Origin of the sequence: Streptomyces sp. NPDC006365 (assembly GCF_042870755.1) — a bacterium.
Taxonomy (GTDB): Bacteria; Actinomycetota; Actinomycetes; order Streptomycetales; family Streptomycetaceae; genus Streptomyces; species Streptomyces xiangluensis.
In genome coordinates this window covers 1-24,187 of record NZ_JBIAHS010000016.1, presented here as the reverse complement: position 1 = coordinate 24,187, position 24,187 = coordinate 1, and the positions used below count along the sequence as shown (strand labels likewise).

24 protein-coding genes, 1 tRNA gene and 1 pseudogene are annotated in these 24,187 nt (G+C 65.6%); 7 read left to right on the top strand and 19 right to left on the bottom strand.

From position 1 onward, the window contains the following. Nucleotides 1-32: 32 nt before the first annotated feature. Nucleotides 33-497: a GatB/YqeY domain-containing protein gene (locus ACFYO0_RS33450; RefSeq protein ID WP_388683655.1), complete on the bottom strand. Its 465-nt coding sequence runs from the start codon at nucleotides 495-497 to the stop codon at nucleotides 33-35. Nucleotides 498-617: 120 nt separating this feature from the next. Here ACFYO0_RS33450 and ACFYO0_RS33445 point away from each other — a divergent pair, with 120 nt between their 5' ends. The 4 genes from ACFYO0_RS33445 (at nucleotide 618) to ACFYO0_RS33430 (ending at nucleotide 4,406) form a co-directional block, all read left to right on the top strand. After that, nucleotides 618-1,544, top strand: a complete 927-nt coding sequence (locus tag ACFYO0_RS33445) for a metallophosphoesterase (protein ID WP_388683653.1) — start codon at nucleotides 618-620, stop codon at nucleotides 1,542-1,544. Between the two features lie 213 nt (nucleotides 1,545-1,757). Further along, nucleotides 1,758-1,831: transfer RNA gene (locus ACFYO0_RS33440), tRNA-Pro, on the top strand. 1,149 nt (nucleotides 1,832-2,980) lie between these two features. Beyond that, nucleotides 2,981-4,072, top strand: a complete 1,092-nt coding sequence (locus ACFYO0_RS33435; protein ID WP_388683651.1) for a S8 family serine peptidase — start codon at nucleotides 2,981-2,983, stop codon at nucleotides 4,070-4,072. A 112-nt stretch (nucleotides 4,073-4,184) separates the two neighbouring features. Further along, nucleotides 4,185-4,406: a hypothetical protein gene (locus tag ACFYO0_RS33430; protein ID WP_388683649.1), complete on the top strand. Its 222-nt coding sequence runs from the start codon at nucleotides 4,185-4,187 to the stop codon at nucleotides 4,404-4,406. A gap of 161 nt (nucleotides 4,407-4,567) precedes the next feature. Here ACFYO0_RS33430 and ACFYO0_RS33425 read toward each other — a convergent pair whose 3' ends face one another. From ACFYO0_RS33425 to ACFYO0_RS33360, 14 genes are all read right to left on the bottom strand, one after another. Continuing rightward, the gene (locus ACFYO0_RS33425) at nucleotides 4,568-6,094 is read right to left on the bottom strand and encodes a LacI family DNA-binding transcriptional regulator (RefSeq protein WP_388683646.1); all 1,527 of its coding nucleotides are present in this window, start codon (nucleotides 6,092-6,094) and stop codon (nucleotides 4,568-4,570) included. A gap of 70 nt (nucleotides 6,095-6,164) precedes the next feature. Continuing rightward, on the bottom strand, nucleotides 6,165-6,485 hold the full coding sequence (locus ACFYO0_RS33420) for a helix-turn-helix domain-containing protein (protein WP_388683643.1): 321 nt from the start codon (nucleotides 6,483-6,485) through the stop codon (nucleotides 6,165-6,167). Nucleotides 6,486-6,667: 182 nt separating this feature from the next. Beyond that, the gene (locus tag ACFYO0_RS33415) at nucleotides 6,668-7,843 is read right to left on the bottom strand and encodes a DUF3631 domain-containing protein (RefSeq protein WP_388683641.1); all 1,176 of its coding nucleotides are present in this window, start codon (nucleotides 7,841-7,843) and stop codon (nucleotides 6,668-6,670) included. Then, nucleotides 7,840-8,196, bottom strand: coding sequence for a hypothetical protein (locus ACFYO0_RS33410; protein ID WP_388683639.1), 357 nt, complete (start codon nucleotides 8,194-8,196; stop codon nucleotides 7,840-7,842). The genes ACFYO0_RS33415 and ACFYO0_RS33410 overlap by 4 nt, the downstream gene beginning before the upstream one ends. Beyond that, complete coding sequence (locus tag ACFYO0_RS33405) at nucleotides 8,193-9,089, bottom strand: bifunctional DNA primase/polymerase (protein ID WP_388683637.1); 897 nt, start codon at nucleotides 9,087-9,089, stop codon at nucleotides 8,193-8,195. The genes ACFYO0_RS33410 and ACFYO0_RS33405 overlap by 4 nt, the downstream gene beginning before the upstream one ends. Then, on the bottom strand, nucleotides 9,086-9,793 hold the full coding sequence (locus ACFYO0_RS33400) for a DNA methylase (RefSeq protein ID WP_388683971.1): 708 nt from the start codon (nucleotides 9,791-9,793) through the stop codon (nucleotides 9,086-9,088). The genes ACFYO0_RS33405 and ACFYO0_RS33400 overlap by 4 nt, the downstream gene beginning before the upstream one ends. 138 nt (nucleotides 9,794-9,931) lie before the next feature. Beyond that, nucleotides 9,932-10,441, bottom strand: coding sequence for a hypothetical protein (locus tag ACFYO0_RS33395; protein WP_388683635.1), 510 nt, complete (start codon nucleotides 10,439-10,441; stop codon nucleotides 9,932-9,934). Nucleotides 10,442-10,460: 19 nt separating this feature from the next. Further along, the gene (locus tag ACFYO0_RS33390; protein ID WP_388683632.1) at nucleotides 10,461-10,922 is read right to left on the bottom strand and encodes a hypothetical protein; all 462 of its coding nucleotides are present in this window, start codon (nucleotides 10,920-10,922) and stop codon (nucleotides 10,461-10,463) included. A gap of 12 nt (nucleotides 10,923-10,934) precedes the next feature. Continuing rightward, nucleotides 10,935-11,129, bottom strand: coding sequence for a hypothetical protein (locus ACFYO0_RS33385; protein WP_073492950.1), 195 nt, complete (start codon nucleotides 11,127-11,129; stop codon nucleotides 10,935-10,937). A 14-nt stretch (nucleotides 11,130-11,143) separates the two neighbouring features. After that, nucleotides 11,144-11,401 (bottom strand): hypothetical protein, encoded by a 258-nt coding sequence (locus ACFYO0_RS33380; protein WP_388683629.1) that lies wholly within the window; start codon nucleotides 11,399-11,401, stop codon nucleotides 11,144-11,146. 141 nt (nucleotides 11,402-11,542) lie between these two features. Then, on the bottom strand, nucleotides 11,543-13,768 hold the full coding sequence (locus ACFYO0_RS33375) for a cell division protein FtsK (RefSeq protein WP_388683627.1): 2,226 nt from the start codon (nucleotides 13,766-13,768) through the stop codon (nucleotides 11,543-11,545). 90 nt (nucleotides 13,769-13,858) lie between these two features. Beyond that, a complete protein-coding gene (locus ACFYO0_RS33370) occupies nucleotides 13,859-14,230 on the bottom strand; it encodes an RRQRL motif-containing zinc-binding protein (RefSeq protein ID WP_388683624.1) in 372 nt (123 codons plus the stop codon). Continuing rightward, nucleotides 14,230-15,225, bottom strand: coding sequence for a DUF2637 domain-containing protein (locus tag ACFYO0_RS33365; protein WP_388683622.1), 996 nt, complete (start codon nucleotides 15,223-15,225; stop codon nucleotides 14,230-14,232). Before ACFYO0_RS33365 ends, ACFYO0_RS33370 begins: the two co-directional genes overlap by 1 nt. Continuing rightward, the gene (locus tag ACFYO0_RS33360) at nucleotides 15,222-15,512 is read right to left on the bottom strand and encodes a hypothetical protein (RefSeq protein ID WP_046707695.1); all 291 of its coding nucleotides are present in this window, start codon (nucleotides 15,510-15,512) and stop codon (nucleotides 15,222-15,224) included. The genes ACFYO0_RS33365 and ACFYO0_RS33360 overlap by 4 nt, the downstream gene beginning before the upstream one ends. A gap of 466 nt (nucleotides 15,513-15,978) precedes the next feature. Between ACFYO0_RS33360 and ACFYO0_RS33355 the strand changes: the two genes are divergently transcribed. Together ACFYO0_RS33355 and ACFYO0_RS33350 are read left to right on the top strand one after the other, a co-directional pair. Further along, nucleotides 15,979-16,368 (top strand): GntR family transcriptional regulator, encoded by a 390-nt coding sequence (locus tag ACFYO0_RS33355; RefSeq protein WP_388683620.1) that lies wholly within the window; start codon nucleotides 15,979-15,981, stop codon nucleotides 16,366-16,368. Nucleotides 16,369-16,526: 158 nt separating this feature from the next. Beyond that, nucleotides 16,527-17,774 carry an XRE family transcriptional regulator gene (locus ACFYO0_RS33350; RefSeq protein WP_388683617.1) on the top strand — a complete coding sequence of 416 codons (1,248 nt, stop codon included), beginning with the start codon at nucleotides 16,527-16,529 and terminating at the stop codon, nucleotides 17,772-17,774. 20 nt (nucleotides 17,775-17,794) lie between these two features. On the opposite strand, the gene ACFYO0_RS33345 is transcribed toward ACFYO0_RS33350, so the two are convergent. Both ACFYO0_RS33345 and ACFYO0_RS33340 read right to left on the bottom strand, forming a co-directional pair. Then, nucleotides 17,795-18,586, bottom strand: a complete 792-nt coding sequence (locus tag ACFYO0_RS33345) for a hypothetical protein (RefSeq protein ID WP_388683615.1) — start codon at nucleotides 18,584-18,586, stop codon at nucleotides 17,795-17,797. Between the two features lie 250 nt (nucleotides 18,587-18,836). Beyond that, complete coding sequence (locus ACFYO0_RS33340) at nucleotides 18,837-20,021, bottom strand: hypothetical protein (protein ID WP_388683614.1); 1,185 nt, start codon at nucleotides 20,019-20,021, stop codon at nucleotides 18,837-18,839. A gap of 582 nt (nucleotides 20,022-20,603) precedes the next feature. Between ACFYO0_RS33340 and ACFYO0_RS33335 the strand changes: the two genes are divergently transcribed. Beyond that, on the top strand, nucleotides 20,604-21,014 hold the full coding sequence (locus ACFYO0_RS33335) for a hypothetical protein (RefSeq protein ID WP_388683612.1): 411 nt from the start codon (nucleotides 20,604-20,606) through the stop codon (nucleotides 21,012-21,014). A gap of 367 nt (nucleotides 21,015-21,381) precedes the next feature. Here the strand turns inward: ACFYO0_RS33335 and ACFYO0_RS33330 are convergent, their stop codons facing one another. Together ACFYO0_RS33330 and ACFYO0_RS33325 are read right to left on the bottom strand one after the other, a co-directional pair. Next, the gene (locus ACFYO0_RS33330; RefSeq protein ID WP_388683610.1) at nucleotides 21,382-23,235 is read right to left on the bottom strand and encodes a pentapeptide repeat-containing protein; all 1,854 of its coding nucleotides are present in this window, start codon (nucleotides 23,233-23,235) and stop codon (nucleotides 21,382-21,384) included. A gap of 195 nt (nucleotides 23,236-23,430) precedes the next feature. Continuing rightward, nucleotides 23,431-24,099, bottom strand: a pseudogene (locus ACFYO0_RS33325) (tyrosine-type recombinase/integrase); the annotation flags it as partial. Nucleotides 24,100-24,187: the final 88 nt, after the last annotated feature.

The following is a 24,187-nucleotide window of genomic DNA, read 5'->3' as shown; positions in this document are numbered from 1 at the left end:
TATGCACGTATCCGCGTGTGGCTGTGCGGGCCTCAGCCCGCGAGCAGCTTCTTGACCGCGGCGGCGACGCGACCGCCCTCGGCCTGGCCCGCCACCTTCGGGTTCACGATCTTCATGACCTGGCCCATGGCGCGCGGGCCCTCCGCGCCTGCCGCCTTCGCCTCTTCGACCGCCTGGGCGACGATCTGCTGGAGCTCGTCGTCGGACAGCTGCTTGGGCAGGTAGTCGGCGAGGACCTCGCCCTCCGCCTTCTCCCGCTCGGCCGACTCGGCGCGACCACCCTGCGCAAAGGCCTCGGCCGCCTCACGGCGCTTCTTCGCCTCCTTGGCGATCACCTTCTGCACCTCGTCGTCGGAGAGCTCGCGCTTCTCCTTGCCCGCGACCTCCTCCTTCGTGATCGCGGCGAGGGTCAGCCGGAGCGTCGAGGAGCGGAGCTCGTCGCGCTCCTTGATCGCGGCATTGAGGTCTTCCTGCAGCTTCGACTTGAGCTTGGTCATGGGGTCGATTGTCGCAGGTGTGGTGCGACAGCGGCCTGTTGATTTCCCGCGGCACGCCCTGGGTCGCCCGGCGCGGACCGGGCGGCTTCGGCCGTACGCGCCGTCTGAGACGATGGGCGCATGCGCGCGCGATACGGAGTACCCCTGGGAATCACGGCGGCCGGCGCCGCCGGTCTTCTCTACTCGGTGGGTTTCGAGGCCCGGTCCTTCCGCCTGCGGCGGGTGACTGTGCCAGTGCTGCCGCCGGGCATGCGCCCGCTCCGCGTCCTCCAGGTCTCCGACATCCACATGGTGAGCGGCCAGCGCAAGAAGCAGCGCTGGCTGCGCTCTCTGGCCGGACTGCGCCCCGACTTCGTCATCAACACCGGCGACAACCTGTCCGACACGGAGGGCGTGCCGGAGGTGCTGGACGCGCTGGGTCCGCTGATGGAGTTCCCGGGCGCGTACGTCTTCGGCTCGAACGACTACTACGGGCCCAAACCCCGCAACCCCGCCCGGTACTTGCTGGAGAAGGCACAGGGACGGCACGGGCTGAACGGCAACCCGCCCGTCGTAGGTGCCATCCACAACCCGTGGGAGGACCTGCGTGACGGCTTCGACGGGGCAGGCTGGCTGAACCTGACGAACGTCCGGGGTTCGCTGAAGATCGACGGCCTGGAGATCGAGCTGACCGGCCTGGACGACCCGCACATCAAACGCGACCGGTACGCGCGCGTGGCCGGCGGCCCCTCCGAGTCGGCCGACTTCTCGATGGGCATCGCCCACGCCCCGTACCTGCGCGTCGTAGACGCCTTCACCGCGGACGGCTACCCCCTGACCCTGGCCGGCCACACCCACGGCGGCCAGATCTGCCTCCCCTTCTACGGCGCCTTCGTCACTAACTGCGACCTGGACACGGGCCGGGTGAAGGGCCTGTCCACGCATACGTCCGCCGGGCGGACGGCGTACCTGCACGTCTCGGCGGGCTGCGGCACGAATCGCTATACGCCGGTACGGTTCGCTTGCCCGCCGGAGGCTACGTTGCTGACGCTTACGGGGCGGGATTGAAGTGCTCTCCCGACCCGAAGCAGGGAGATTCCTGGAACCAGCTCGGCCACACAGCGCTCCCTGGCGGCACCACTGGACTGGCCCCTGCCGCCCCGCCCGGGCCCACACCGCCGACCCCCGAAAAACCGGATTTCGCCTCCAGCCACCGGTGGGCTAAAGTAAACGACGTCGCCACGACGCAGCCCACTTGAAGTGGCCTGCTCAAAGCGACACCGGGGTGTAGCGCAGCTTGGCAGCGCGCTTCGTTCGGGACGAAGAGGTCGTGGGTTCAAATCCCGCCACCCCGACAGTGAAGTACCAGGTCAGGGGCCTGATCCAGTGAGTGGATCAGGCCCCTGACAGGTTTCTGGAGATCGTTTGGGAGAAATCTGGGAGAAGATCTTGGAATCTCCTGGGGTGACACCGCTGCGCGGCATGCGCGGACACGAGGCGATGCTGGGGCCATTAGTCAGCGCTCGGACCACCCCCCGTAGCGGCCAGGGTCGTCGCCTTGGCGCCGTGACAAGCTCCACCCGCGAACGGGCCCGGCTCTCCCTCCAACCGTGTCGCCCCTCCCCTAGGTCCCAGACATCGGGACGCTGAGCCGAGCCCAGACGCAGCAGCCGCAGTTCGGGACCGGGCACGCACCGCGTGCCCTCGACCAGATGGCGAAGATATTGGGATGACCCCTCTGCCCGCGAGATTGCCATGTAGTCGATCCGCTCGCCACGCTGTCCATCGGTGCCGCGGAGCAACAGCGCCTCGCAGCATGAAAGAGCCGAGCTCCCGTCAGCAACACCCTCGCCTCGGCAGACATTCGGAACTCTTCAAGCACCGTGAGAGATCTACGCCATCGGCTGTGCCCTCCAGCCCATCTGACGGCGTTAAAGATGCTGAGGAGCCCTCAGCACCCCAGCCTAGAAATTAAACGGTCAATTATTGACCCTACGTGACCACGCGCTGAAATGTAGGCAAATAGCCTCACCCTGGGTAATTCCCGAGGCTTTAGAGGATTCTCGACATGAAGGACACACGAGACTCATCTAAGATGAATTTCAGAAGAGAGGCATCAGGTTCGGACTTCCCTCGTCGAGGTCACTCGAGAGTGGCACTGCCCACCTCACAGGTCACCGTGTGGGTTAAACCCGCACACCGTCCACAGGGTTGCAAGGAAGCTGGCTATGACATCCGCGGAACACCCCGGAGAAGCCACGCAAGGGGCTCGGTTCAGCATCTTCTTCGAGCAAGATGATCGAATCAGAGGTGAAGCACTCGTCCATCTGCAAACGCAGGCTATGAGTGACGAGTCAATTCCGGTTCCCAGTGGGCCACTTCACGGCACCTTCTCCACTGCGACTGATTTCGGCATTCCTGCACTAGCCCCAACGCTCGAAGCGCTCGGTGCTCAATCAGTGACACACCTTCACCCGCCAGCGCCTACACAGCCAGCTGGGACCATGGCGTTCGCAAAGCCCGCCAGTTCCCTCTCAGCTGACTACCGCATCCGGTATAAGCCTGAGGTGCCGATCAACGAAGCGGTTGGCATGCTTGGCGCGCTCGACGAAGTGGAACTCGCCGAGCCTAACCGCTGGCGCGAGATCCAAACAGCTGGCCAAGCACACGACGCACTCCCGTGGGGCATCGTAAGAACCAAGTGCCCTGACGCTTGGAAGAGGTCCGTTGGTGAACGGGGCGTCACCGTGGCCGTAGTCGACACGGGGGTCCACCTCTCTCACCCTGACTTGTCGCCAGCACTCATCGACGGCAAGGACTTGGTGGACCTTGGCCCGCAGCCAACCGCGCCACCCGGATGGGTCTTTGAGGGCGATTTCATGGGCTTGGATAGCTCGCCCCAGGATGAGGTTGGACACGGCACACACGTGGCGGGTGTCATCTGCTGCCGACCTAACGAAAGCGCCGGCGTCGCTGGCATGACATGGACATGTACGCTGCGCCCAGTGCGGGTACTTGCCCGTATTCGAAACCGCATCACTAATCGCGTAAGCGGTGTTGGAAGTGCAGCAGACATCGCAGCAGGAATCCGATGGGCCGTCGACCAAGGAGTACGCGTCATCAACTTGAGCCTTGGTGGTTACCGTGCAACATCCGTAGAGCGTCGAGCGATCGAGTACGCCATCAATCACGACGTAGCGGTGATCGCAGCCATGGGAAATGACAATACGTCAACTCCTAGTTATCCGGCCGCATTTCCTGGCGTCATAGCTGTCGGAGCAACAACGGAGGACGATCAGAAGGCTGCGTTCTCAAACGTAGGACCGCACATCAGCGTGTGCGCCCCAGGGGTCGACATCATGAGCACCTACTGGGGGGACAGGCTCTACGCATCTTTGGACGGCACCTCGATGGCGTCTCCCCACGTCGCTGGTCTTGCCGCGCTGGTTCTCTCGCGCAACCCCGGATTGACGGCATCGTCCATGAGTCAGGTCATCCGGGATACCGCACGACCGCTCCTCGGCAACCCTTCGGGAACGGTCCCGAATCACCAGTACGGCTCCGGGATCATCGACGCACAGGCTGCAGTACCGTAATCAGATTTCAGCGTGACTAAACTGGGCACCCTAAGGTACGTTCCCCAAAACGTGCGCCGCGTATGCGGTGTAGTTCGTCGGAAGGGAAATGGGCGTGTCCATACGGGTTGTCGTGGATCTTGAATCCGGTGCCGACTGGCAGCGCATCGCAGGTCAGCTGCGCAATGCGGGCGCTGAAGATGTCCTGCCGCCACGCGACGAACTGCCCGACCATATGGTTGCCATCCTGACCGACGACGCGGACGCGGAAGCTGCTGCCCAGGTTGCGCGCAGCTTCGAGGGCGTTGCTGACGCCTACCCCGACGAATGGAAGTTCGCAGGGCCTCAGCTCTAGGCTTCACTCACAAAGAGTGATACTTCGAGTTTGCTTAGTTACCGGCTCAGCTTCGTCGCTCCCGAACGGAGTGACCATCATTTTCCCAAGAAAGCACCTGGCCAGGGGGCACCCACTATCGCGACAGGCACCCCCTTCACGCAGGTGGATCTTGAATTGGGCTAGTGGCTGCGCTCCGCATGCGAACTAAGACGCGCCTGCAAGAGATCGTTGAGCACGGCAACCGGTGACGTGGAACACAGTGCCAGTCGAGCATCAAGGGACGCCTCCCACTCGGCGGTGAGGTCCGCTATCAGCTCCTCTCGCATCTCCCGAGTGACGTGGGAGTAGCGCGCCTGTACCGATCCGTCGATGTGCCCCATGCGTTCATTCATGAGCTTAGGCGGGGTGCGGAAGCCCTCCATGCGCGTCTTGTGCGTGTGCCGCAATCCGTGGGGGGTGAGCCCCTTCGCGATCGGAACCCAGCAGGCATCCGCACGCGTGCGGGCGCCCCTCCCCCGCGCTGGCACACCGGGCCAGGGATGGGCGAGAACGGGCACGGGCCGCGCCTCTTGCGGCGCCTTCTTCGGGTACCAGCCGGAAGCGGCTGGCGTGAAGAGCCACGTGGCGAACCCGTTCCGGCGCCAGTGCTCCGCTTGGTCGACGGCGCCTCCGCCCCGGATGAACCCGAGAGCCTCAATGGCCTCCCGCACGCGCGCCCTGGTGGCTTCGGCTACGGCGTCCGGCCGGTTGAGGACGTTGGACACCGTGCCGGTGGAGACGCCGGCACGTCTCGCCACGTCCACCACCTTCGCGCCGGTCTCCCCTGTGCGGGACACGCCCTGTCCTCGGAACACGTACGTCTTGCCGTGGCAGGTGCAGGGCTTCGGCTGCGTACGGGCTATGTGGCCGGTCCACAGACGAGCGAGCCACGCGGGAGCGTCGATGGTGCGGTAGCTGTCGTCCTTGGGCGGGCAGCGCTCGAACTCTCCAGAGTCGAGTTCGTAGAGCTGCCATTCCACGCGAACGGCTGAGGGGCGGATGAACTCCGTCTCCAAGCCCACGATTTCGGCCCACCGCATGCCCGTGTAGCCCTTGGTGACAAAGGCTACGAACTCGTCATCGCGCCCAGAGAGAAGGGAGGCGCGCTCGGCGCACAGCAGGATGCCGAGCGGATCCGTGATGACCTTTTCCGGCCCTCGGTCACGAGAACGGCCTGCGCGCTTCCCTCTGCCGCGTCGCTTGGTGGCGGGGTTGGAGCTGATGAGTTCCTCGTCCACCGCGTCTTCGAGGACCAGGTGGAGCGTGCCGCGCCATGTCTTCACGCTCGATGCGGCATAGAGCGCCTTTTCCTTCTTCTCCCAGGCGTCGACATCCATGCGTTGGATCGCGGCAAGTGGACAGTCCTCGAACTCGGGAAGGAGGTGCTCTTCCAGGTGACGCCGGTAGTTCTGCATCGTGGAGGCAGCCAGGTCCTGCGCCGCGTACCACCGTGAGGCGTACGCGCCAAAGGTGATCTGTCCCGCCGCCGGGTCCTTCCACTTGCCGCTCTCCACCTTGGCCTCTTCGGCGTCAGCGGCTTTCTTGGCTTCGCGCTTCGTGCGGAAGCGAATAACGTTGCCGTACTCGTCAGCCACGGTGCCGTACTTACCCGGTGAGATCTTGTAGCGGCCACGCCAATACGTGCCTCGGTTCTCGACGAACCCCATGCTCCCTCTCATCACAAAGAGGCGGGCGAGAGCCGGTGTTCAGCTCTCGCCCGCCATGGTTTTCCTGTTGTCAGACGGCATTCCTAGCGCGCCGTGGGCGCCGCGCCCTGAGCTGTACCGCGGGTACGTCGAAGGGGGCGAACGTGCGCCGAGGGGTCGAAGCGGCGCTGCTCTCCGGCATGTTCACCGGATCGGGACGTTCCTCAAGGATCTGGAAGATCTCCTCTACGTGGCTCCGGGTAAAGCGGTAGCCGCTCCCGCTCCGGAGGAACGGGATACGGCGCCGCCGTGCCTGCTCCTTCACCCACCACTCGGAGCAGTCGAGCGCCTCGGCTACCTCCGCGGCCGAGTAGGACTTGGGAAGGGCGGAGTTCGTCTCACCCGAGTTCATGGCTCCTCTTCCTCTCAGGTCCGCTACTTCCGCTACCTCCGCTACCGCCCTGGTCAGGGGCATGATCGAGGTAGCGGATAGGGGCGCGGGTAGCGGGTGGAGCCGCTACCGGCTCCGCGATCGTGGCCGCGGGGCGGGTAGCGGATGGGGCGTTGCGGTAGCGGATGCGGAGCGGCTTGCCGCTACCCGGAAACCGCCTCTGAGCTGCCCGGTAGCGGAGGTAGCGGAGGTAGCGCACTTTCCGCGGGGGGTGGGCAGTAGCGCTGCCACGCGTCGTGTAGGTCCGTCGCGTAGTAGCCCTTCATGACGCTGCCGCCTGCCTTGATGTTGCGGGCCGCGATGGGGGTGTTGTCCGCGGTCATGTACTCGCGCAGCATCCGCGACAGCCCGCGGGCATCGAGGGGCTTTCCGCTCATGTCCGCCCACGGTGCCTCTTCGAGGCTGTGCAGCCGGTCGAGGATGGCGACGGTGGGCAAGCGGTCGATGCCGTTGAACACGTAGTCGCGCAGATCCGTCAGCAGGCGGATACCGATGCTGCCCTTGTCTCCAAGCTTGGCCGCGTTCACCAGCTCGATGCAGGCGGCGCGGGCACGCTCCGGCCACGCGCCGCCCGCCGCGTCCGCGATTGCGAGCAGGGGTTCCCACACGTCCGCGGGCCGGTCGCTGATGCCCTCCGGCAGTGCCGGGAACACCCCGTCGACCAGGTGGCGCACGGACTGTGCCCAGGTGGCGAGCCGGTCACGCAGCGCGTGGCCTTCCTTCTCGTGGATGCGCTGCCGGAACGGCTCCACCCGCTCGTTCGGCGCTCGGCGGCGCATGCGGACGATGACCGAGCGGGTGAGGATCGTGTCCGGCAGTGAGCCGAGCCCGGCGACCGCGACCCCGCAGAACGACGGGAACTCCTGTACCTGCTGGTTGGAGCCGTCGCCCACGCAGCGCCACATGACGCCGGAGCGTCGGTGACCTGCGTTCAGGAAGCCGCGGAGCTGTTCGTTCTCTCCGGCCTTGGGCCCGAAGACGGTATCGATCTCGTCGAACAGGATCGTGGGCCGTCCCTCCATCCCGGACACCGCACGGAAGAGCGCGGAAGCGGACGCGTTGACCGCGACCATCGGTTGCGGCACGAGGGTTTCCACGATCTCCAGCGCACGGGACTTGCCCGAACCCGGCTCCGGCGACAGGAACGCGAGCCGCGGTGTGGAGTCGAAGCAGTCGAGCAGGTGCGCGTGCGCGTCCCACAACGCCACGGCGACGTACGCGGCTTCGAGGGGGAAGATGTTGAAGCGGCGGTGGAAGGCTTCCACGTCATCGAGCAGTGCGGAGCCGTCCATGGCGGGTGCCGGCGGGTTGGTGCTCATGCCGCCTGCCTCCTTTCCTGGTTGGTGCGGAGCGGGCACACGTCCCGGTGGGCGGTGTGGTCGTCGATCAGGGCCAGCACGCGAGCGCGGCCAACGGCGCTGCAGTCCCAGCCACACGCACACTTCGAGGTGGCCGTAGGCACGGCACCGCGCGGTGCGGCGATGTGCAGCCACGCGACGGGGTAACGGCCGTCGCCGGAGTGCGGGTCAGGACGAAGAGCAGAAGGGACGCCCTTGCGGGCGGCGCCTATCGGCTCGCCCACGGCCGGACCGGGCACCGCTTGTGCGGCGGCACGCGGGCCGGTCGGGGTGGCGGGGAGGCTCTTCAGTGGAGGGCGGGGCGGGGCGCTCATGCCGCCCTCCGCTGACCGTTGCGGGCAATCGACCAGTTCAGACCGCTGCGAATGGTCGCCTCACACGACCGCGGCGACAGACCGGCCTGCTCCCCCGCCCACTGAAGAGCCTCCTCCACCTCCTCCCTGGGGAGGTCGCCCCACGCGATGAACCGCCCGAGGGCTCGCGCCGCCCGCAGCAGCGTGGCGTTGCGTTCGCCCTCCGGTGCCTGCCGTACGGACGCGGTTTCCGCGTTCAGGCCCGCTGCCGCGTAGCTGGACGCCCGTACGGCTGACGGTGCGGCCGTTAGCGCCCGCGAAACCTGACGGACCGTCAGGCGGGCATACAGCCATTCCGGCAGCGGCGCGGGCGGCATGTCATTGAGGACCGCGTAGGCGCCCGTGGGGGTGAGGCTGCCGGGAGCGACGACGTAGCCGCCCCACGCGCGGGTATCGATGCGCTTGCCGAGCCGGCCGGCCGTGTTGCCGAGCTGCACGCCGGGCGGGGCGGTGAAGTACAGGTGAACCCCGCCGCTCGCCGTCCGCACCATGCGGGTCGTGGGCACGGCGTACCCGGCGCGCTCGCAGAGCGCCGTGAAGGTCGTCACGCCGTTAGGCGTGTCCGTACCGCCCTTCGTCTTGCGCTTGGGCAAGTCGAGGTCCACAACGACCAGCCCGGACGGGCCGGTCGCGATGCCGACATTGAACGGCAGCTCGCCCCACGCACGGCGGATGCGGTCCGGGTCGATGGTGGCGCGCTCTTCCCACTTGCGGTGACCGGCCGCGCAGTCCCCGATGCCGGGGCAGACGTCTTCACCGTGCAGGGCCGGACGCTTGTCGCCGGGACGGAGCGGGAAGACAGCCCATCCTCGCTCCGCAGCGTCCAGCGCGGCGTACAGGAGGTGTCGGTTCATGCCGCCACCCCCCGCATGTTGGAGGCGATGAAGGCGTGTCCGATCCACTCCGTGTAGGCGGGCGGGATGGCCTCGGTCAGTTCCTCGCGCACGTCGGTCCACGTGATGCCCATAGCGGCCTGAAGCTCCTGGATGGACGGCTTGCCCCCGCCGTTGCCGTACGCGGCCACGTACGGACCGTCGTAGAAGCGGCCGTGCCGGTAGCCGCGCACCCGCCCGCGGTGCGGGACGTGCGCCGGCTGCTCGACGGTCCAGCCGCCCAACTCGAAGTTGCGGTGCCGGATCACCCGGAGCCCGAACATCTCGCCGCACAGCGTGAGGTCTTTGCGGATCTCGGCGCGGCCGTTGGGCTGCTCGATGACGTACGCAAGACCGGTTTTGTCGAGCAGGTCTCGGGTGGGCGCCACGAGATCTTCGTGGGTTCCGCCCCACCCCTGGGACCGGTTGGTGCCCACGGTCAAGGCGCACTTGTCCTGGCACGGAGGGGAGGCGTGAACGAGCGCGTACCGCTCGATGTCTCCGGAGAGGATGAGCGCGGCAAGCCGTTCGAGCGCGTCGCCCCGGTGGCGCGGGAAGGGGTAGTTCGGCCGGTCGGCGATGTCGACACCGTCCACGACAAATCCGGCACGGGCATAGCCCATGGCGGCGCCGCCGGCGCACGAGAACAGATCCAGCAGGCGCGGCCGGAGTCGGCCACGCCCCATCGGGGTGGCATGGGCCGGATGGCCCTCGCCGAATGCACGACGTTGGGTCATGCTGGAGGTCTCCTTGTTCTGTTGGAGGGACAGGAGAACCGGGGCGGGCGCAGGCTTGTGGTGAGACGGCGCCCGCCTCGGGCGTAGCTAGTGGTGCTTGGCCCAGTGGGTGTATTCCTGGCGGACGTAGGCGCGCGGGTCCGCGGCGCTCGCTGGGTGGTCCGGCCAGTACGGCGCGCCGTGGTAGTCGCCCTCGCCGTCCCGGTCGCGCTCGATCAGTCGGCGGGCCGCCTCCGTGGCCACCTCGCACGCGTCGCCGTGGAACCCGTCGGCCTCACCCTGGAGTGCGATGCGGTCCAGCAGCGCGGCCTTACGAAGCCAGTACTCCCGGTCAAGGTCCTCACCGAACGGCTTGTCAGCGGCCGTCTGAGCGGTCCATCCGATCTCACTGACCATGCTCGGAGCGAGTGCGTACGCCTCTTCCGGCGTCGGCCACGGGCCCAACTCGGGGCGGTGGTCGGCTGTGACGTACAGGCGGGTGCGCTCGCCGTCGCGGGTGGGGTACTGGCGTACGGCGCCGGTGGCGAACATGCCGCTCAGTGCGGAGGTGACGCGCCCCGTGTCGGCCGGGTCGCAGATAACGCGGATCTCGAACATGGCTCTCCTGCCTGGCTGTTCAGCCGTTGAAGTGGTTGCGCTTGAAGACGGCCTTGCGGATGTTGACCGTGGTCCCACTGCGGTGGCCGCTCGCGCTGAGGACCTGCACGGCGACCCAGCCGCCGAAGATGACGGCAGCGAGGGTGATGAGCTGAGTGATCAGCGCGGTCAGCGCGGTGATGAACGCGGTCAGCAGGAACAGCCCACCGCACACCGCACCGAACCCGATGCCGCCGAGGGCGATGTTCACCGCCGTACGGGAGACGGCGGGCTTGGCCGCGACCGGTTCGGGCTTGGCGGGCTCGATGGCGTAGCCGGTGACGACGCGGCCGTCCGGCAGGACGACGCTCGTCACCGACGGGATGGCGTCCGGCTGCACCGGTACGACCGGCGCCGAGGGCACCGGGGCGAGCGGAGTGGGCCGGTGGACTTCCACGGTCGCCTCACGACGGCCGGGTACGAGGTTGGCGTGCTCGTGCACAGCGAGCCTCCTTCAGTTCCCGAGGGCGGACAGGGCGTCGGCGGACGCCTGCACGAGGTTGTGGATGGGCTCGTACGCGCCGGTCCCGGCGGCGAAGAACCCGAAGAGGAACAGCACGATGGCCGCGCCGCCTCCGGCGGACTTGGTCTTGACGGCGAGTGCGGACGCGGCGCCGAACAGCAGCACGGCGGAGATGTTCAGGATCATCGGGAGCCTTCCGGTCAGGGGGTGTCGGTGCCGGCGCGGTAGATACGGGCCCAGCGGTTGTAGAGCCAGCGGCCGACGCGTATGCGCTTGCCGGTGGCCTTGCAGCGGCGGCAGTCCTTGCCGCGCTTCATGCGGCCCTTGCGGTCGGTCTTCATCGCGAAGCCCCAGCCGTTGCACTTGCGGCAGTTACCGAACGGCGAGGCAGCGCACACGGCGACGTAACACAGTGTTACGCCTAGAATCAGGGTGATAGCGAGCAGGGCAGGGGTCATGACGGGCCCTTCCAGGCGGGTTTCAGGGGTTTCCGCAGGTGGGCCGCTATCCGCTAGCGGCCTGATCAGAGCGGGTTTGGGGCGCTAGCGGGGCCGCTAACGTTAGCGGGGTGTGCCGCTAGCGCTAGCGGCCCCGGAGCCTCAGCCCGCGTCCCGCTTTCCGTCACGCTCCGCAATCACCGTGACGATGTGGGAGCGGTCGATGCCGCGCCGGTTGACGACCTTGCCCTTGACGCGGCGGCCCACCTGGATCGTGGAGACGCCGTGCGGCTTCAGGGCTGCGGCCAGTCCCTCGGGGTCCCAGCCGTCGTAGACCTCCTCGCGCAGCTCGGCGAGCCGGGCAACGACGGTTTCGGACCACACCTTGGGCTCATCGGCCGGCACCACGGCGAGGATGTCGCGCAGCAGGTCATACGCGCTGGTGACCGGCTCGGGTGCCTCCCCGAGCGCGTGCCCGGACAACGTGCCCGCTTCCTCCCGCAGACGGCGGGCGCGGGCGCCGACGTCTTCGGCGGCGCGGCCGTCGATGTAGATGGCGCGCACGATCCGGGCGTCGGAGCCTTCACCGACGAAGTAGTGAATGCCCTTGTCACCCCAGGCGAACATGGTCGCCCGCACGCCCCGCTTGTACGCGGACGTGCCGAGCACCATGTCGTTTTCGAGCTGGCCCATGACCTTCAGGCACCAACGCGCCGACGCGTTCGCGCTGATGCCGGTGGGCAGTGCCTTGGCGTCCGGGCGCTGCGTGGCGAGCAGCAGCACGATGCCGGTGGCCGGACCGCGCTTGACCAGGTCGGTTGCGATCTCCTCGAACTCCTTGGCGTGCTCGGGGTGCTCGAACAGCACCTGGCACTCATCCACTCCGATCACGATCGGGTGCAGACCCAGGGCGCGCTTGTCGGCGAGGGTGCTGGTCACCTTCGACTCCGGGCAGACATCCCGCGGAAGCGAGCGGATCACCTTGGTGCGGCGCCGCAGTTCCTCGCGCAGTGCCCGGAAGTCGTTCAGGCAGTACTCGATGGACTCGTCGTCGTCGCCCGCGGCATGGCGGTGGGAGACGGCGTCGCCGACCGGGTCCAGGTCGCCGGTGCCCTTCATGTCGTAGGTGTGCAGCTCCGCGCGCGGGTCCAGCGCGGCGATGAGCAGCAGCAGCCTGAGCAGGAAGGTCTTGCCCATGCGCGGGATGGCGCCGATGACGCCCGCGATGTACATCAGCGTCGCTTCGACCCAGCGTCCGCGCTGGTCGGTGCCGTAGGCGACCGGCTTGAACAGGTCGACCGAGCCCGACTTGAGCAGCGGCCACTTGGGCTGTTTGGCGCGGGACATGTCCTGATCCCCGACCCACAGCACGAGGTGGCCGGTGTGCTCATCCGGTACCGCCTCGGGCCACACGCATCCGAGAGGGCGGCGCAGGCCGGAAGCGAGCCGGTCGCGACGCTCGATGACGTCGGTCACCGTGACGCCGTAGGGGAGGTTGCCCTCCGCGCGCCATCCGGGGCCATCACGGGTGATCGGGGCGGTGAACTCGAACCCGTCGCGCCCCTTGGCCTGCGCCTGGTTGATGGCGGGGATGCCGAGAGCACCCAGCGCCCGCAGCACGATGTCACTGGTGAGCTTGACCGCCTTGGGCAGTTCCACCGCGCGGTGGATGACCGGGGCATCCGCGCGGCGTCCGGCGAACCCGAGCGCCATCACGACCGCGCTCACCGACACCGCCTGAAGCCAGTCGGGGGCGAGCACGTAGATGGCGAGCGCGGAGCCGAGCCCGACGAACATGGCGAGCACGGCCACGAGGGTGCGCAGTCGGACCCGTCCGTCGCGCTGACGCGACAGCTTCAGGTACTCCGCAGCGTCCTCACGCCGGACCGCGGCGAGTCGGACCGGCTCGCCCTCACGATCGGCCACCCACCGCATGGTGCCGCCCACGAATCGGGCGGCGCCGGTCGGGGCTTGCAGGGCGAGCCGGGCGGCGTAGACCGGGGCACGCAGCGCGTGATACCCGGCGGCGTGGGCGTAGTGGCGAGCCACCCACGCCGTGGCGGTCCGCAGCTCCGCCACCGACCGCAGCCACTCGGGAACGACCGCACGGCGCTGTGCCCCGAGCAGCCGACCGAGGTAGCCCGGACCGGTGGCCGTCGGGGTCGGCAGGTCGACCATCACTCGCGCGGTCGGGTCGCCCGACTCAGCACCCGACCGCGCGGTCTCGGAGTCGGCCGACGGGTCGGAGTCGGGTCGGACGGTCGGGTCGGCCGACTCCGAACGGGCCGACCGCGCCTTGTCGAGGTCGACTACCTCGCCCCCGGAGTCGGCGCTCATCTCCGCCTCCAGTCGGTTGAACAGTTCGTTGTCGTCGTCGGGGTGCTTCACTGGAAGTCCCTTCCAATGGGAGGAAAGGCGGGGTCCGGCCGTCGCTGTAGGAGGTGGGCGGACGGACCCCGCCGGATCGTGATGTGCAGGTCAGGCGGCGCGCTGTTCCTCGGGGTAGGCGCAGGGCACGCACATGCCGAGCGACGTGGGGATGACGTATCCGGCGTCCTGTCGGCAGGCGGGGCAAGTGCGGCGGGCACGGTTCGCCTTGGCGAGCGCGGCCCACTTGCCCGACGTCATCGGCCGGACGGGCTTGGCGCGGTCGACGCGGTAGAGGTGGGCGACCAGTGGGCCGCGCCGGTAGCGCGGGCGCATGATCTGCGCCGCGATGGACTGCCCACCGGGTCGTAAGCCGCGGGCCCGTAACTGCCGTTTGGTGGCGAGTCCGTCGGGGGCACAGCGCCACGGGTAGGTGGGCAGTCCGTGCCTCGCGCCGGTCGGGTCGAAGCACTTGGCGAACATCAGGCGGCCTCAGCCGTCGTGCCGTCGCCCTCGGCGTCGTCCACGGAGTGCAGCGGACGGCCGTCGACGCGCTCTGCCTTCAACTGGTCGCGGAGCTTTCGGGCGTTGGCCTGCGAGACGTGCAGCGTGGTGCGCAGACGGTCCGCGGTCAGCTCCGCCCCGGTCCACTCTGCGGTGACCGTGCGCGCCTCGGTCAGCGCCTCCTCGAAGGTGCGCTGTGTCTTGGCCTTGCCCTTGCCGGGTGTCCGGCGACGCGGGCGCGACTTGGAGTCGACCGGTGCCGGCGGATTGTCCGCCGGGGGCGGTGCCGGCGCCTCCTGCTCGGCAGCGGGGGCCAGGTCGCCCATGCGCAGCATCACGCGCTCGCGCCGCGGGGTCTTCGAGCGCCACTTGCGGCCGTAGCGCTCGCGCAGGTCCGCGCGGGCCAACTGCCGTTCCTTCTCTCGTGCCAGCGCTTCGGAGTAGGAGGTGACCTCCCACAGCGTCATGCGGCGCCACAGCGCGAAGGTGGAGGGGAAGGCCAACAGCCAGCGAGAGAACCGAATCTTCTCCATGCGCCGACCAGTGGCCGCGCCGATCCGCACGGCGTAGATGTGCGCGCCGATCTCGGAGAACACCACCCACAGCAGCGGCATCGTGCCGTGGGCGACCTTGGCCCACATGCCCTGTCCGGCGGCGATGTTCAGCCCGCAGGTGATCAGGGTGAGCACCCACGGCACGAACCGCACCCACGCGAGCGCCATGTCCATCCGGATCAACAGCAGGTTGGCGACGGTGAACACCGGGATGGCCACGTCGATCCCGACCGGCAGCATCCACGGAACGTGGAAGCCCCATCGGGCAGCGGCGGCCGACACGGCGTCAAAGGAAGAGATCAGACCGAGCGCGCCGACGCCGGCCGCGGCGAGCGCGCCAACTCCGGCGAGCCCCATCTCCGGCTTCGTCAGCGGCGGCACCCCGGACGCAGGCGCCTCGGGAGCTGGGTTGGTGGTCATGCCGCTACCCCCTTGCGTGCCGCGCGGCGGCGCCGGGCGGGGCGGGTCAGGGGGATGACGTCGAACAAGTCCGGGTTCTCCTCGATGACCTGCGCGGCGATGCGGATCAGGTCGTCGGGAAGGTCGGGGTTGTCGGCGAGGATGTCGCGCGCAGCGTCCTCGCGGGCCGCGCGCTCTTCGTCCGTCTCGCCCTCGACCCCGAGCCACAGCTCAACCGGGGTGCCGAGCGCCAACTCCGCGAAGTCCGCGGCAGAGATGGCCTGTTGGTGTCCGATGTACGTACGCATGACTGCTCCTGAAGTGGGAGGGACACGGAGCCAGAGAGCCGCAGGCGTTTGGTGAGACGGCGACCACTCCGGAAGAACCCGAGCCGCAGCACGGCAGGGGAAAGTGCCCCGACCAGGAGTCGAACCCGGTCTACGACCATCGGGGCGGTAGTGCATGTCTCCTTCATCGCGACCGCGCTCCCGTATCAGGTAGAGCTGTCCGGCCTCGAAGTAGGCGTATGGAGACGTGACCTTTCGGTCTAAGCCCTCCGGTTAATGACAAGGCGCCGGGTCGCCTCCCCCCGTCCGATGCGGGGCTCCTGGTCGTGCGGTCTTGCAGGTCAAGCACTTGCAGACACAGCCGGCGAAGCCCTTGCGGGCTCGCCGTGCTGATGCGTAACAGCATGTACTAGCACGTACCATGATGCAAGAGGGCCGCGGAGATTCGTGCTAGGTCGTACTAGGGGTGGGTACGCTCGATGGCGTGATGAGCGCTGAAATCTCGAAAGACGACCCCAGACCGGAGTCCGAGCAGGCGGCCGACATCCTGCGGCAAGAGATCTTGCGTGGCGACATCAAGCCGGGGGCCCATGTGGGCTCCGTGCGGGACTTGGCTACACGCTTCAAGATCTCGGGAATGACGGTGCAGCGTGCCCTCTCGATCCTGCGTGAGGATGGGCTCATCCTGACCACGTCCCGCGGCAGCTACGCCCGCGATCCGCAGCAAGCCACCGAAGCCACCGAAGCCGGCGACGCCGACGCGGGTGTCGACCTTCCCGAAGTCCTGCGTCAGCTCGAACATCTCACCTCCCAGGTCTCGGAACTCCGTGGCAGGCTCGAAGCGCTCGAAAGCCGCTCCGCGCCGGGTGGTGCGTGATCTGCAACCAGCATGCGAGTAACGGAGGGTGTGACGTAAGTGACAGCCAGGGGACGGCGGAGCGGAGGAGGGGACATGTCCAGTGACACCCCCCTGTCACCTTCCCTGTCCCCCCGGCTCGCGCGCGAGACTCGGAGTAGGCACTCGGAGGAGGGCGCATGACCGACGACAGGCCCGCATGGGCGCGGCGCATCGCGGCTGAACGGACGGCGCGCGACTGGTCGCAACGTGACGCAGTCAGGGCCCTGCGGGCGCACGCTCCCACGGAGCTGCCCGCAGAAGACAGCATGATTCGCCAGTGGAAGCGCTGGGAGTCAGGCCAGATGCCGAACGACTTCTACCAACCGATCATCGCGGCCACGTTCGGCACCGTGACGCACGCGCTCTTCCCGGCGCCCTCACGGCGGGACGGAGACAAGGAGATCTTGGCAGCGTCCGGCATGGAAACACTGGAGATCGTGAGCCGTCTCAACCGGTCCGACGTCGACAACGCCACGCTTGACGCTCTGCGGATCACGACGGACCGACTCGCCTCGGAGTACCCGTTCATGCCGAGCGAGCAACTCCTCATCGAGGGGCGGCAGTGGCTTCGCCGTGTCGTCGAACTTCACACGAAGAGCCTCACGCTCGCGCAACACCGCGAGGTTCTCGCGTTGTCCGGCTGGCTCGCGCTCCTGGTCGGATGTGTCGAGTACGACACGGGCGACCGCCACGCGGCCGAGTCGACGCGACAGGCTGCACTCTCGCTCGCGACCGAGGCTGACCATGCGGAAGTTGCCGGGTGGGCGCACGAGATGCGGGCATGGTTCGCCCTCACGACCGGCGACTACCGCGGCGTCATCGCGGCGGCGCAGGCCGGAGCCGAGACGGCGGCGCACCACGGCGTGGCCGTGCAGCTCGCTGCCCAGGAAGCCAAGGCGTGGGCGCGGCTTGGAGACCGCCGGCAAGTCGAGGTCACCTTGGACAAGGGGCGGCGACTGCTCGAAGGGATGCCGCACCCCGAGAACCTGGACAACCACTTCGTGGTGGACCCCGCCAAGTTCGACTTCTACGCAATGGACTGCTACCGCCTGGTCGGTGAGGACAAGCTCGCGCGCACGCTCGCCGACGAGGTGCTGAGGGTAGGAACCGACTTCGACGGCACCGACCGCTCGCCGATGCGTAACGCTGAAGCTCGCGTCACGCTGGGCGTCACGGCGGCACGTGAGGGCGACTTGGAGCAGGCACTCATCATGGGGGAGCGGGCCCTCGAAGGGGACCGACAGTCGGTGCCGTCGCTCATCATGACCAGCCGAGAACTCGCTGCCGAGATGCGGCGCCGGTACAGCTCCGAACCGTCAGCACAGGATTACCTCGCACGGCTTCACTCGCTCGCTGAGCAGAAACCCGGGTTCATGCCTCGGTGACGTGCGGCGTGGGCACCTACTTACTTAGGTGCTTCGATCTCGGTCTGTGGTGAGGCGTTGTTGATGGCAAGCTGCTCCATGTTGGCCTTTAGGAGGAGGTCAATTGCGGCTTGCCTATCATCTTCACTGCCCAAACGGATCTCAACTCGCGAACTTGTGGCCTCAACTTTCCCCTTCAGGGACTTCTTGTTTAGAACTTTCCCCATTCCTTGAATAAGTCTAGCTTTGAGAGTCGACAGCTCTCTCGCAACCCACTTATCGGAGATTCCATACGTGGCTTTACGCAAAAGATCATCAGCCCGAATAACGAGACAGTCAGGAACATCGGCCGTACCGATTTCCTGTACAGCTCCGACGTAGAACCTTTCAACAAGAAGCTTGTGACAGCGGCGCAATTCCTCTGGAGACTGATTGTCGGCTGCGGCAGGGTCGTAGGGGATGAAGTACAGCGGGCGCGAGTCGCCACCAGACTGGGGCACTACCAGAATGCGCCCTACAACACCAGCCACATGCTCTTTGTCGGATTCATCATTCAGCCACAGATTAGCCCACAGTCCATCATCGTCGACCTGCAACCCGAGCGTTCCGTAAGGAGCCGTATCAAACTCTTCGGAATTCAGTTCGGTCGTTAGCTCTGCAAGAGTCTGCATTTGAAGTTGCGAGTCTTCACTCGGGATGACGTAAATAACAAAAGCTTCCCCTTCGACACCGACTGCAGAATCTGAATCTGCGCAGGCAATGAGCAGCTTTCGAGCTTGGCCAGCCGTGGAAGAGGACGAACTGAAGCTCGACGCCTTACATTCGATGACCATGTGATCACCTGAAGCAATATGATGTATCAGGACGTCAGGCTCCGGGGGATTTGCACCCAGCTTTGTTTTGACGAGCTTTGGGCGAAGCTCTGCCCTGAATGCCAAGGGAGCGCCAAGAGACCTCAGTCGATAACCCAGAGCATAGTAAGGACGTTGACCGTCCTTCGCTGGCGACGGCTTTGCCACCAACCAGAGACACGCGTTGACCTGGAAGACTGGATCACGAGTAATCAATTCCCCCCCTGGCGCCTCAAACTGCCACGTTGTCAACGAGCGATCCATATTCCTGGTCGCCAATATAGGCGGCAACCTTGGGATCGATAAAGCGTTGAATATTCGAAACGAGCCTGTTGACAGAGTTTCCGCAGGTACCGTGCGGAAGTACAGCAATGACTCGATCAACAGTCAGTTCCAGGACCAATGGTTGCCAGAGATGCTGGTCTATGGCATTCGCGTGCACCTTGGTGTCGCTTAGCCACGTCGGATATCCAGTGATCCGGAACCTATTACGCCGGTTGTTGAACATGCTGATGACCCAGCGCTTGAAAACGTCCTCGGGGAGGCGCTTGCTGAAAACGATCTCTGCTACTGAGCCGAAATTACCGTCAGCCAACCCCTGAGTCCGGCTGGCAGACAACCACAACTGCTCCTCGACTCGCCTCGTCAATGTGCGGTAAAGACCCACAACCCCTTGAAGTGTTGCACGATGGTCTTGGAACGAGCTACTACGGTTTGTAAGCTTTCCGTCGTAGTAAAGGTCGTGACCTCCACGGCCCTGCGCAGGAATCCTCAGTTGAGTGATGGAAGAAAGAGGAGCATACTCCTGTTGCAGAGGACTCATACGGTCAGACATCACTTCTAGCTTGTCGACCATCGTAAAACGGGACGTTCGCCGTTCAGCGGGGATGAATTCTGCTACCTCTTCATCAGGCGCTTCATAAATCGACTCATGCTCGAACGTGATCTTCCCGTACCGCTTTCCACTGTTGCTACGCAAAACCTGATTCCACAGAGCTAGAAAGCTCTGAGAAGATAGCCACAGATGATCCAAGAAGGGATTTCCCGAAACTGCATCCCGGATCAATTTATCGGACTCGCTAGAAGGTAGCAACGTGTACAGCGCAAGATATCGCGAGTCTACCTCTTCGAGAAGCGCAACACTTTCTCCCGTCCCGGTGAGAATCTGGAAGCCAGCCTCATCATCCGCTAGCGGGATTGCACGCAAGTCGCTTCGCCCGAAAATAGCCTCTATTGACGGCCTATCTTGAGGAGCCCCGCCGTCGACTGTTTCGAGTACGTACGTTTTTTGAAGTCCAGCTTTTAGTTTCTTGTCTTGCAGTTGCTGAACTTGAGAATCTTGGGCGCCGTCGAAGTAATCAAAATAGTCCGACCGCCGATCAAGCTGGGGTAGCAGTGCATTTTTTGATACTTTCACACTTCCCCCTAAGCGATCTCAATTCCAAGTCGAACTTTGGGATTTTACAGCAAGTCTACTCTTCTGGCTAGGGTGCAACTCGATTTGGCTTTATGGTTCGAGGGCAAGAGCCTGCAAGGTCTCCGCCCTTGCAACGGTGCGATCCGCTGTCATGAAGAGTCTTGCCTGTGATGACCCGTTGTACTCAGCTTCGGTCGCTACGCGTCACGAGCGGTCTGTGGCTCAGTCCTCGAAGGTTGTCGCCGATCGCGTCGGAGCGCCCATTCGCCGCGTACAGACCGACAGAGCCGCCGCCGGCGGTCGCAGAGAAGAACGTTCACCGCCCGCCAGACACTCCGCGCATCGCAGCCTGGCGGGCGACGAGCGAACACCAACAGCGCCTGACTGTTTGGGCCCAAGGCATCGACTCGGGGCCAAACGATGCGGCCGCACCTAGACGGACAATGCCGGAGCCGAAACGGGCAGGTCAGTGCCCCCAAGCAAGGTCACGAGGGGGCCAGACCGCGTTCGGGACGAAGGGGTCGTGTCGCACAACGCGCCGTTGGGTAGAGCGCGTCTGCAGACACCAGGGGAGGAGAGGGCATGACCTTACGGAACATCCCACTGAAGTGGTCGAAGAAGCACCGCGCGCGTCTTGAGAAGGCTGCTGGCGTAGCCAAGGTCGATCTACTGTGCACAGCCCTAACGTGGCGGCTGCTGCGTACCCAGGCTCGAAGCCAGTTCAGCACCGTCGCGTTTCCTGGGGCCGCTAAAGAGGGCACCGACGATCGGGAGATGTTGCGCGTATCGCTCACCGGGCCGCAGTTGGCACAGCTTACGGAGCGAACGCTGTGGGGCACGCTGCCCATGGTCGCTGCTACCCCTGGCGAGCGCGCGGTGTACCAGCGAGCGTATGACGCGGTGGCCGCGGTGATCGATGGTGTTGACCTGTCGATTACTGACGGCGCAGCGGTGCCAGACATTGTGATCGATGCGCGGATCGCCTCGGAGTAACCGACGCTCCTGGCGGTGACTCCTTGAGGGCTTCCTGCCGAACGGACGGCCGGCGGGCGTTGGGAGAAATCTGGGAGAAGATCTTCTCCCAGCGCCATCCGGGGGCCGATCCACACCAGCTCAGACCAAGGCTCTGACCTGCACGTACTCTCGGCTGGCGAGGTATGGATCTTGCCCTGACCTTATTCGGGACGAAGAGGTCGTGGGTTCAAATCCCGCCACCCCGACAGAGAAGTACAAGGTCAGAGGCCCCCTCCCAGACGGGAGGGGGCCTCTGAGCGTTACTGAGTGACTATCTGAGTGACTACGATTCGCGATCTTGGGGCACCCGCGATGGCAGGTGCCCCGGCTTCCACGCCGATCATGGTCAGCGTTTGATGCGGGCTCGCATGGCGAGGATGGCAAGGCCCAGGAGGACGGGTTCAGCGAAGCGGCTGATCATTTCGGTATAGGTGCCGACTGTAGTGAGGTCCTGGCCGCTAGAGCGGAATACGACACTGTTCAAGACCACCCGCACCGCCTTGTCGAAGCGCTCGGGAGTGAAGCGCTGGCTAGGCGGCAAGGTAAGGTCGGGTTCAGACTTGTCGACCACCAGGGCCACGCGGCCGCCGTCGGCCGGGACGGTGCCAGTTGCGGTCTGCTTCGGCGACGAGTCGGGCAGGCCCCAACCCATCATCAGGATGATCGTCGCTATCAGGGCGAGAGCGAGCCAGCCCAGCGCGCGTGAAGCCCTCAATCCGTAGCCGGATAGCAACCAGTACGCCCACAGCAGGCCCCTTTCGCCAGCCGAGGTACCCGTGCGGTCGTGGCGACGCATCTCCATCTCGCCGTAGTAGAAGTCCGCCGCTCCCGGCTCGTTCTTGCTGTCCTCGAACGCCTTGCGCAGTTGCCGGTACAAGGCAGCCACGTCCTCCGGGTCGGGAGAACGCTCCGGATCAGGGTGATAGGGGCCGGTCCGCCACGCTCGGGACGAGGGCCGTTGTTCTATTGGCAGGACCGGCTGGTCAGCCGCCACAGCGCGCCAATGGTGTTCCTCGGCAAGGGTGCGCCGCCGTGTCCACCACATCGGGCCGGAGTGAATGCCAGCAGGAGGCCGACGAAATATGGTGCGGCCTTCCAAGCGGATCTGGTCGATGTGAAAGGCACCGAAGAACACACAGTCGGTCAAGTCCGTGTCGGTTAGTACGAGGTGAGCAGCGTCCATACCCTGGACTGATGTGACCCGAACAGGAATGGAGCGACCCGTTAGCAGGGACTCATCCAACGGCTGGTCTTCTCCATGGTCATTGCGAAATGTAAAGGGGGCAGGGTGAGATGCGACAGCCATCGGGAAGGACAAGACTGCTTGGGTCAGATCCACGGATGCGTAACGCAGACGCAGCGTCGCCGTTGACTCCCACCGGGTTCGCGTACAACGCACGGTACGTGCAGCTATCTCCAGGGTTACCGGCTCCGGAAAGATCGCCTCGGACAGGTCGAGGTGCTCGCCACATGCAAGTGGTCCGAAATTCGTTACTACGTCGAAGTGTGCCCCTATGAAGTCGACTCTCTCCGTGAACGTGGCGCCGTCGAACCGGGTGACATCGCTAAAGACGGCCCTGTGGAAACGCGTTGCGCCTTTGAATCTCGCTACGTCGAACATGGTGCTGCCACTGAAATTGGCCTCCTCGAACCCGGCCGCATGCTCAAAGGTCGCCCTGGCGAAGCCAGCGTAACGAGAAAAGATCGCCCGGTTGAAGTCCGCAGTGCCACGGACGGTTGCCTCCATGAACCCAGCGTTGCCCTCGAACGTCACTCTGTTGAAGAGGGCGTCCAGGATGAACGTTGCCGCGGCGAATTGAGCGCTTCCGCGGAAGGTTGTCCCACCAAAATAGGCGTGTCCGGTGAAGGTTGTCTGAGTGAAGTCGGCGTCACCGTTGCACGTTGTGCCGACGAACCGAGCATTTTCGCAGAAGGTCGTCGCGGCGAAGTCAGCGCTGCCATGGAATGTCGCCCCGTCGAAATTTGCTGTCCCGGAGAACGTCACTCCTTCAAAGAGAGCGTCTCCGAATTGCGCGTCGTTGAAACGGACGGCACCAAGAAGGCATTCGCCGGTGACAGAGTCACGGAGGGCATTCAGCAAGGTGTCCAGCAGCGCCTCTGTGAACGAGGTACCTCGGTGATCGATGTCGGAACCAGGAACCAGACTGTCTAGATACGCGCTGCGATGAGGCTCGCCCAAGTGGGCGAGGCACGACGTGTGGCCGGGTACATGTATGCCCCTGCATGCCACGTGATCACAGGTCGGCCACAGCTGGGATGTCGCTTGGGTGGTGCTCGTCACGCAGCGTCTCCTGCATTGCAATGCGTCAGATCACGCCTGACCAATCGGGAAGGGGCCCAGCCTATAGGCTGGGCCCCTTCCCGATTGCAGCGATCAAATCTGTGGTGGTGCCGATCGTCGCCTATCTGATTCCTTGTTGAAGATGCCATCCATGACGACCGCGCCGGTCTGGATCACAGGTCGGATCTGCTTCCGGTAGACCTCCTCAGTGACGGCCGTACCGGAGTGCCCGACAAGGCGCGAGATCTCCTCCAGCGGCACCCCTCTGTCGGAGAGCAGCGACACGAAGCTGTGCCGCAGCTCCCGCGGGGTCCACTCGTCGGCGTTGATGCCCTCGGCATCTTTGAGCGCCTGGCGGAAGGCTCGCCGGACGTTGGTCGCGTCGAGCGGCTTGCCCACGGCCGACGAGAAGACCAGGCCGTGTTCCTCCCACTTGTCGCCAGCGGCGAGCCGATCCCAGCCCTGGTCTTCGAACTGCTGCCAGAGCACATCGACGCAACGTGCCGGCAGAGCGAGCGTGCGCCGGGACTTCCGGGTCTTGGTGTCCCCACCGCGCCGGACCGAGCGCCACACCGCGATGTGCGGAAGCTGCGGCGGGTCGGCGTCCGGCTGGCCCTTCAGGAAGACGTGGTCCCAGGTGAGGGCTCGCAGTTCCTCCGTGCGGGCACCGGTCAGCAGGGCTACGACGATGTACGCGTGCATCGAGGTTCCCTCGGCCGCCTTGAGCACCGCCTCGGCCTGGGCGAAAGTGAGTGCCTTAGAAGCCGTATCTCAACCGAACCTGATCCCTTGATTTCTGCTGGTCAGGCATGGCTTCGCTCGGGTTGAGGGAGGCATGGCGACGTCTTGT

Excerpts from the sequence above, each read along its gene's own strand:
- ACFYO0_RS33450 (WP_388683655.1), bottom strand. The coding sequence starts at position 497 with ATGACCAAGCTCAAGTCGAAGCTGCAGGAAGACCTCAATGCCGCGATC.
- ACFYO0_RS33445 (WP_388683653.1), top strand. The coding sequence starts at position 618 with ATGCGCGCGCGATACGGAGTACCCCTGGGAATCACGGCGGCCGGCGCC.
- ACFYO0_RS33435 (WP_388683651.1), top strand. The coding sequence starts at position 2,981 with ATGGCGTTCGCAAAGCCCGCCAGTTCCCTCTCAGCTGACTACCGCATC.
- ACFYO0_RS33425 (WP_388683646.1), bottom strand. The coding sequence starts at position 6,094 with ATGGGGTTCGTCGAGAACCGAGGCACGTATTGGCGTGGCCGCTACAAG.
- ACFYO0_RS33420 (WP_388683643.1), bottom strand. The coding sequence starts at position 6,485 with ATGAACTCGGGTGAGACGAACTCCGCCCTTCCCAAGTCCTACTCGGCC.
- ACFYO0_RS33415 (WP_388683641.1), bottom strand. The coding sequence starts at position 7,843 with ATGAGCACCAACCCGCCGGCACCCGCCATGGACGGCTCCGCACTGCTC.
- ACFYO0_RS33410 (WP_388683639.1), bottom strand. The coding sequence starts at position 8,196 with ATGAGCGCCCCGCCCCGCCCTCCACTGAAGAGCCTCCCCGCCACCCCG.
- ACFYO0_RS33405 (WP_388683637.1), bottom strand. The coding sequence starts at position 9,089 with ATGAACCGACACCTCCTGTACGCCGCGCTGGACGCTGCGGAGCGAGGA.
- ACFYO0_RS33400 (WP_388683971.1), bottom strand. The coding sequence starts at position 9,793 with ATGGGGCGTGGCCGACTCCGGCCGCGCCTGCTGGATCTGTTCTCGTGC.
- ACFYO0_RS33395 (WP_388683635.1), bottom strand. The coding sequence starts at position 10,441 with ATGTTCGAGATCCGCGTTATCTGCGACCCGGCCGACACGGGGCGCGTC.
- ACFYO0_RS33385 (WP_073492950.1), bottom strand. The coding sequence starts at position 11,129 with ATGATCCTGAACATCTCCGCCGTGCTGCTGTTCGGCGCCGCGTCCGCA.
- ACFYO0_RS33380 (WP_388683629.1), bottom strand. The coding sequence starts at position 11,401 with ATGACCCCTGCCCTGCTCGCTATCACCCTGATTCTAGGCGTAACACTG.
- ACFYO0_RS33370 (WP_388683624.1), bottom strand. The coding sequence starts at position 14,230 with ATGTTCGCCAAGTGCTTCGACCCGACCGGCGCGAGGCACGGACTGCCC.
- ACFYO0_RS33365 (WP_388683622.1), bottom strand. The coding sequence starts at position 15,225 with ATGACCACCAACCCAGCTCCCGAGGCGCCTGCGTCCGGGGTGCCGCCG.
- ACFYO0_RS33360 (WP_046707695.1), bottom strand. The coding sequence starts at position 15,512 with ATGCGTACGTACATCGGACACCAACAGGCCATCTCTGCCGCGGACTTC.
- ACFYO0_RS33355 (WP_388683620.1), top strand. The coding sequence starts at position 15,979 with ATGAGCGCTGAAATCTCGAAAGACGACCCCAGACCGGAGTCCGAGCAG.
- ACFYO0_RS33350 (WP_388683617.1), top strand. The coding sequence starts at position 16,527 with ATGACCGACGACAGGCCCGCATGGGCGCGGCGCATCGCGGCTGAACGG.
- ACFYO0_RS33345 (WP_388683615.1), bottom strand. The coding sequence starts at position 18,586 with ATGGTCATCGAATGTAAGGCGTCGAGCTTCAGTTCGTCCTCTTCCACG.
- ACFYO0_RS33335 (WP_388683612.1), top strand. The coding sequence starts at position 20,604 with ATGACCTTACGGAACATCCCACTGAAGTGGTCGAAGAAGCACCGCGCG.